This window comes from Aromatoleum sp., assembly GCF_036675785.1.
Lineage (GTDB): Bacteria > Pseudomonadota > Gammaproteobacteria > Burkholderiales > Rhodocyclaceae > Aromatoleum.
The window spans coordinates 56,191-63,784 of sequence record NZ_JAKFEF010000012.1 but is presented as its reverse complement, the minus strand read 5'-3'; the positions used below and the strand labels follow the sequence as shown (position 1 = coordinate 63,784).

Below are 7,594 nucleotides of genomic sequence, written 5' to 3'. Positions count from 1 at the left end.
GTTGACGATCGGGTTCGGCGATTCGGCGGCGATGATGCCCGGCTCGGTGAAGCCGAGGTAGCGCCCGCGGGTGATGCGCTGCTTCGCGTGGCTGATCGTCGCGCCCTTCATCGGCCCCTTCATCGCGCCCGGCCCGCAGCCGGTGCAGACGTCGAAACCGCGCAGCCCGAGCTGGTAGCCGACGAGCTTCGTGTACTCGTATTCCTCGCGGCTGATCGAATGCCCGCCCCAGCAGACGACGACGTTCGGCTGGACGACCGGCTTCATGATGCCGGCGTTGCGCAGGATGTGGAACACCGCATCGGTGACGCCGTCCGACGTCGCCAGGTCGAATTTCGGCGGCCGCGTTCCGTCGAGGCCGTTGATCTCGCTGCTGGCATAGACGACGTCGCGCAGGACGGCGAACAGATGCTCCTGGATGCCCTTGATCATCGTGCCGTCGACGAACGCGCGCGCCGGCGCGCCGCGGATGTCGAGCTTGATGCCGCGCGAGCGCTGCACGATCTCGATGTCGAACGACCGGTACCGGTCGAGCAGTTCCTTGCCGTCATCGAGCGCGTTGCCGCAGTTGAGTACCGCGAGCGAGCAGTTGCGGAAGACTTCGCGCAGGCCGCCGCGACCTTGCGCGGACAAGGCCGCGGCCTCCGCTCTCGACAGGACTTCCATGCGGCCGATCGGTGACACCTCGGCGTCGACGCCTGCAAATTCCATGGTCCGGATTCTCATTCGTGGATTCGACCGACGCGGCGAAGGACGTACGCATTCGCACCCTGGGTCGTCGGCACGGTGCTGCAAGCGTACCCCATGCGCGAAAGCGGAACCAAGCGCGTCGGCGGGTCCGCGGGAGGGCGCGACGCTCGTGGGGAGGATTTCAACGTAAGGAATTCGGCGCGAGGGCGTTGCCGCCTTCGTATCCGGCGTCCCGGCGCGCGCGGGTCCGGTGCTCAGCTGGCGGCTTCCCGGAGATCTCTTTTTGGCTCCGCGGAGGTTTGCGGATGTGCGGGGACGTCGCTGAGGCTCGCGGCGTCGCGGACGCTAGCGCTTGGCGCCGCCCCGCGCGAGGCTCGGCGCGAGCAGGATCGTGCCGAACCGCGACAGGTAGATCACGAACACGCTCGTCCACAGCAGCGCCGCGACCGCTACGACCCACGCGTCGAGTTCGTGGACCGACGCCGCGAGCCGGACGAGGGCGGCGGCGAACACCAGGACGCCGGCGAGGCGCATCGCGGGCGGCAGGTGTAGCGGGCGGCCGGTGTGGCGCAGGCTCACCCGGGTCATCAGGCCAAGCATCATCATGCCGAGGCTGCCGACCGTGAAGGCATGCAGCCACGCGGTTTCGGGGACGAAGCCGGTCAGCTCGGCGACCGTCTTCAGCGCGAACGCGAAGATCAGCCACGCGAAGCCGAGATGCATGATCAGCACGAGCGGCACGTCGGCGACGCGCCAGCCCTGCCAGCGCGCGACCCGCCACGCGTGGATCAAGGTGCACGCGAGTGCGGCCGCGCCGGTTGCAGCGGCCGGGGCGCCGGCGAGGTCGAAGCCCGCGAGCAGCGCGACGAGCGCGACGGCCGCGACGTCGAGTGTGAGCCGGAATGGCGCCTGGTCGCCGCGCCCTTTTTCGCGCAGCGCGTTGCCGGTGAAGATCGGCGTCAGCACGCCGCCTTTCAGGACATAGAGCACGATCACCGCGTAGACCCCCGCGCGCAGGCCGAGCCCCGCGAGCGCGGGGTCGCCGCCGACGAGGCCGGCGTGGCATGCGAGGTTCGCTCCCGACAGCGCGGCGAGCACCGGCAGGAGCAGCAGGTACAGCGGGTTCGCGGCCCGCAGCAGCTGCGGCGCGACCATCACGAACACCGCGGGGAACAGCAGGTTGTCGGCGACCGCGACGACGAGCGGCGGCAGCGACGGCGCCGCCCACCACGCGAGCCGGCCGCCGAGCCACAACGCCGCCAGCAACGCGAGCGGGCGGCCGTGGATTTCCCGCGTGCCGGCCCAACTCGGCAGCGCGGTCAGCACGATGCCGGTGATGATCGCCGCCGCGAAGCCGAAAACCATCTCGTGCCCATGCCACAGGCCGAGTGGCAGCGCCGAAGACGGCGCGCGCCACACACCCAGGTAAGCGCCCGCCCAGACGACCATCAGCAACGGCGCGTAAAGCGCGCCGAGCAGATAGAAGGGGCGGAACGCGCTGCCCCACAGCGGAGCGGAGAATGCGGAGGATTCCGGTGCTGGCATCTGGTGAGTGCGGAATTGTTGGACGGGCTTCATTCTAGATGCGGCGGAACGGCGGCGGCGTTGTCCGGAATCAACGTCGGGTGGCCTCGATCGCTCCCGCTCCGCGCCGTTTCGCGGCGTGCGGGCGGCGCCCTCCGCGCCCTGCCGGCCGGTGTTTCGGCCGCGGATGTCGGCCTCGCTGCGCTCACGCCGACCTACGGGGCGTGGGCGGGAGCGGAGCGGGCGCAGGTGGGACTGAGCTTTGCGAAGTCCGACGCGCGGTGGCCGCTTGCCCCCGCCGCACTTACTTCGCCAGCGTCCAGCCGCCGTCCTTCACCGCGATCAGCACGCGCCCGCGGTCGTCGAAGCCGCTGTGGTCGTCCTTCGTCATGTTGTAGACGCCCTGCGTGCCGACCAGCTCCTGCGTGCGCTCCAGGCTGTCACGCAGCGCGGCGCGGAATTCCTTCGTGCCGGGCTTCGCGGTCTTGGCGGCGATGGGGATCGCCTGTTCGAGCAGCAGGCCCGCGTCGTAGACGTTCGCGCCGAAGGTCGCGGGTTTCGAGCCGTGCAGCTTCTCGTACGCGGTGATGTAGTCGGTCGCGACCTTCTTCGACGGGTTGTTGTCGGCGATCTCGGGCAGCACCAGCATCAGGCTCGCCGCGAGGACCGTGCCTTCGACCTTCTTGCCGCCGAGCTTGAGGAAATCCGGCAGCGCCGCGCCGTGCGTCTGGTAGATGCGCCCGGTGTAGCCCTGGTCGCGCAAGGTCGTCTGCGGCAGCACGGCGGGTCCGCCGGCGGCGGCGACGAGCACCGCGTCGGGTTTCGCGCCGATCAGCTTCAGGCTCTGGCCGGTGACCGAGTTGTCCTGGCGCTGGAAGCGCTCGTTCGCGACGATCTCGATGCCGTTCTTCGCCGCGAGCGCCGAGAACACCTTGTGCCAGTTCTCGCCGTACGGGTCGCCGACGCCGATGAAGCCGATCGTCTTCACGCCGCTCGCGACCATGTGCTCGACGAGCGCCCGCGCGATGATGTCGTCGTTCTGGGTGGTCTTGAAGACCCACTTCTTCTTGTCGTCCATCGGCGTGACGACCGCGGCGGTGCCGACGGGCGCCAGCAGCGGCACGCCCGCCTCGGCGACGAACTGGATCACGCCCATCGCGTTCGGCGAGCCCGACGGCCCGATGATCGCGTCGACGTTCTGCTCGGAGATGAGCTTCTTGACCGCGGTGACCGACGCGGTCGGGTCGCTCGCGTCGTCGAGCGCGATGTATTCGACCGTCAGCTCGCCGATCTTCGCCGGCAGTAGCGGCACCGTGTTCTTCTGCGGAATGCCGACCAGCGCGGTCGGGCCGGTCGCGGACGACACGACGCCGATCTTCACCTGCGCATGGGCCGACAGCGATGCCGCGAGGACGAGCGCGGACAGCGCGAACCGAATCCTGGACGTGTTCATGTTCTGTTGTCTCCTACGGTGTGGACCAATAAGGATCTCCAGCGCGCACGGGTTGTCCGCGCGCTCCTCTCGCCGTCGATGGGTTCCGGGATAAGTAGAAGGCGGCCCGCGTCCCCCGGTGACGCCGGTCGGCCTGCCCGATGTGATGCCGTCGGGCGCGTCTTTCGTCCTCCTGATAAACCCGCAGTGAATGCATCCGTTCGCGCCGAGCCAGTCGAAGCCCTGGCAGCCCCCTTCGACAGGCCCGTCCTGAGCGCAGTCGAAGGGCTGGGGGCGAACGGCAGGGCCTGTTTCATCGCCGCGTCAATGGCTGCCGGGCTAATGGCCCGCGACGATCCCGCGCGCATGGAGCGCGGCGATCTCGTTGCCGCTGCAGCCCGCCTCGCGCAACACCGCGTCCGTATGCTGCCCGTAGCGCGGCGGAAACGTCAGCTCGCGGTCGCCGCCCGCAACATCGACCGCCATCGGCTGCATATGCACGAGCTTGCCACCGGGCATCCGCGTCGTCGTCAGCCGGGACCGCAGCGCTTCCATGTCGCGCACCGCGGGAATGTCGTGGATCGGCGCGTGCGGGATCGTCGCGTCGCGAAAGTCCGCGGCGATCTCGGCGGTCGGGTAGCGGCTCGTCGCCGCGGCCATGTCGCGGTGGATCGCGTCGCGCTCGCGGTGGCGGCCTTCGTTCGTCGCGCGCGCGGCGCTGCCGACCGATGCGAACTTCGGGATCTCCGTGAGCCGCTTCCACTGCACGTCGCTGCCGATCGCCATGTAGATGAAGCCGTCGGCGGTCGGATAGACGTTGGTCGGGATGAACTTTCGGTGCTCGTTGCCGCAGCGCGTGATCTCGGCCGGCTGGCAGTCGAAGTCGAGCAGCGGCAGCGTCGTGATCAGCCACGACGCCGCGGCCTGCAGCATCGACACGTCGATCCGTGTGCCCTTGCCGGTCTCGGCGCGCTCGACGAGCGCCATCATCACGTTCGCGTAGACCTCGTCGCCCGCCTTGAGGTCGATCAGCGGCACGCCGGCGAGCGTCGGCGGGCCGTCCGCGTCGCCGGTCAGTTCCATGTAGCCGGCCATCGCCTGGATCACCGGGTCGTAGCCCGGCGCGTCCGGGTAGTCCGGCCCCATCGCCGAGATGCCGGCCCAGATCAGGCCCGGCTTCGCAGCGGCGAGCGTCTCGTAGTCGATACCCAGCTGTTTGTAGCGGCGCGGCACCGTGTTGCAGCAGAAGACATCGACGTCGAGCTCGACCAGCAGCCGCCGCAACAGCGCCTGCCCGTCGGGTTCCTTGAGGTTCAGCGCGATCGCTTCCTTGCCGACGTTCGGCGCGATGAAGTACGTGCGCCGGTCGTCGTCGACGACCTTGCCGCCGATGTAGCGGTTCGGGTCGCCCGGAAGGCCGCCGCCGGCCGGCGTCGATTCGATGCGGATCACACGCCAGCCCAACTGGGCGAAGCGCAGCGTCGCGTACGGCATCGACAGCGCCTGCTCCATCGCGAGTACGGTGCGCTGCCTCATGTCGGCTTCCACGCTTTCCAGTTCGGTTTTTCGGTCTTGCCGCGCAGCGCGCGGTACACCGCCTCCGGCGTGAAGGGCAACGCGAAGATGCGCACGCCGGTCGCGTTGTAGATCGCGTTCGCGGCGGCCGCGGCGATGCAGATCGACGGCGCCTCGCCGACGCCTTTCGCGCCCTGCGGGCCTTCGCCGTCCATCGATTCGACGAAGGAGATGTCCATCTCCGGAATCTCCGGCGCGGTGACCATCTTGTAGTCGCGGAAGTTCGGGTTGCGGGTGACGCCGTTCTCGACGATCAGGTTCTCGGTCAGCGCGTAGCCCTGGCCCATCACGACGCCGCCCTCGATCTGGCCTTCGATGCCGAGGCGGTTCAACACGCGGCCGACGTCGTGCGCGCCGGTGACTTTCGTCATCTTCACGATGCCGGTGTCGGTGTCGATCTCGACTTCGACGACCTGCGTCGCCCACGCGTACGCGGCCGACACGTCACCCTTGAAGCCCTTGTCCTGATGCACGCTCGGCGGCTCGTAGTAGAAGGTCGTCATCACGAGCTCGGCCTTGTCGGAGAAGTGCAGGTTGCGCATCAGCCGCGCGAGCTCGACGACCGGCTCGCCCGTCTCGGCGATGACGACGAAGCCGCCGCGCAGGTCGAGCGTGCTTTCATCACAATCGTGATTCTTCGCTGCCGCCGCGAGAATTTTCGCTTTCGCCTTGCGCGCCGCGCCGATCGCCGAGTTGCCGGCGATGAAGGTCGTGCGGCTCGCGTGCACGCCGACGTCCCAGGGCGTAATCGCGGTGTCGTTATTGACGACCGTGACCGCCGAGATCGGCAGGCCCAGTTCCTCGCAGACCAACTGCGACAGCACCGTCTCCGAGCCCTGGCCGATCTCGGACGCGCCGGTGATCAGGGTTACGTTCGCGAAGTCGTCGAGCTTCAGGATCGTGCCGCAGCCGTCCGACGGGTAGATCTTCGCGCCGCCGCCGACGTGCAGCATCGATGCGATGCCGATGCCGCGCTTGATCGGGCCGGGCGCGTTGCGCCGTGCGAGGTTCTCGCGGTGCTTCGCCTGGTAGTCGCTGCGCTCGGCGGCGATCGTCAGGCATTCCTTGAAGCCGCAGCTCTTGAACTTCATGCCCTGGCCGGTTTCCTCGCCGGCGTCCTGCGCGTTCTTCATCCGGAACTCGAGCGGGTCCATGCCGATCGCGTCGGCCATCATGTCCATGTGCTGCTCGATCGCGAACGTCGCCTGCAGGTTGCCGTAACCGCGGAACGAGCCGGCGTACGGGTTGTTCGTGTAGACGACCGTCGTGTGGTAGTCGCAGGCCGGCACGCGGTACAGCGACGAGAAGGTCTGCATCATCACGAACGGCGTCGTCGCGCCCCACGACGTGTAGGCGCCGTTGTCGTGCAGCGTATGCACGTGGCGGAAGGTCAGCGTGCCGTCCTTCCTGCAGCCCGAGCGCAGCGTCAGCAGCACCGGCTGGCGCGTCGGCGACGCGAGGAACTCCTCCTCGCGCGTGAACACCATCTTCACCGGGCGCTTGGCCGCGCGTGCGAGGAAGATGCAGATGACTTCGAACGGGTAGATGTCGAGCTTCGAGCCGAAGCCGCCGCCGATCGGCGGCTGGATGATGCGCACGCGGCTCGGATCGATGTTGAGGTACTCGGCGAACTCGCGCTTGTGCAGGAAGGGCACCTGCGTGTTCGAGTGCATCAGGAGATTCCCGGACGCATCGAACTCGGCGATGACGCCCGACACGCCCATGCAGCAGTGCGTCACGTAGTGCAGCTGGAACGTGTCCTCGAACACGACGTCGGACTCGGCCTCGGCCTGCGCGACGTCGCCGTGCGTGTAGTCGAAACGCATCGCGACGTTGTCGGGCTTGCCGGCGAACGCGATCGGGGTCTTCGGCGCGACCGCCTTCGGCTGCCCGTCGGCGCCGAGCGGGGCAGGGTGGATCAGCGGTGCGCCGGGTTTGATCGCATCTTCCGGGCCGGCGACGATCGGCAGGTCCTCGTATTCGACCTTGATCAACTTCAGCGCGGCTTCGGCGATCTCCTCGCTGTCGGCGGCGACCGCGGCGATCTCGTCGCGCAGGCTGCGGACGCGCTCGCCCTTCAGCGGCAGATGGTCGCGCGCGACGCCGATCGGCTGCTGGTCGGGCACGTCGGCCGCGGTCAGCACGACCTGCACGCCGGGCAGCGCCTTCGCCGCCGACGTGTCGATCGACAGGATCTTCGCGTGCACCCGCGACGAGCGCAGGATCTTCGCGTGCAGCATCCCGGGCACGACCATGTCCTGGATGTAGCGCGTCTTGCCGGCGGCCTTCTCGGGTGCGTCCTTCTTCTGGATGCGCTGGCCGATCAGCGTCTCGGCCGCGATGACGGGTTTCTCAGCGACGTTCATCGTGCGT

General features: G+C 68.6%; 5 protein-coding genes. All 5 read right to left on the bottom strand.

All coding sequences use genetic code 11. From position 1 onward, the window contains the following. On the bottom strand, positions 1-711 hold a 711-nt coding region (locus V6M37_RS02970), incomplete at its 3' end, for a pyrimidine/purine nucleosidase domain-containing protein (RefSeq protein ID WP_332670939.1). A 324-nt stretch (positions 712-1,035) separates the two neighbouring features. Further along, positions 1,036-2,268: an NnrS family protein gene (locus tag V6M37_RS02965; protein WP_332670938.1), complete on the bottom strand. Its 1,233-nt coding sequence runs from the start codon at positions 2,266-2,268 to the stop codon at positions 1,036-1,038. A gap of 250 nt (positions 2,269-2,518) precedes the next feature. Next, positions 2,519-3,667: an ABC transporter substrate-binding protein gene (locus V6M37_RS02960; protein ID WP_332670937.1), complete on the bottom strand. Its 1,149-nt coding sequence runs from the start codon at positions 3,665-3,667 to the stop codon at positions 2,519-2,521. Positions 3,668-3,985: 318 nt separating this feature from the next. Then, the gene (locus V6M37_RS02955; protein ID WP_332670934.1) at positions 3,986-5,182 is read right to left on the bottom strand and encodes a CaiB/BaiF CoA transferase family protein; all 1,197 of its coding nucleotides are present in this window, start codon (positions 5,180-5,182) and stop codon (positions 3,986-3,988) included. Further along, complete coding sequence (locus V6M37_RS02950) at positions 5,179-7,587, bottom strand: xanthine dehydrogenase family protein molybdopterin-binding subunit (RefSeq protein ID WP_332670933.1); 2,409 nt, start codon at positions 7,585-7,587, stop codon at positions 5,179-5,181. Before V6M37_RS02950 ends, V6M37_RS02955 begins: the two co-directional genes overlap by 4 nt. Positions 7,588-7,594 lie beyond the last annotated feature (7 nt).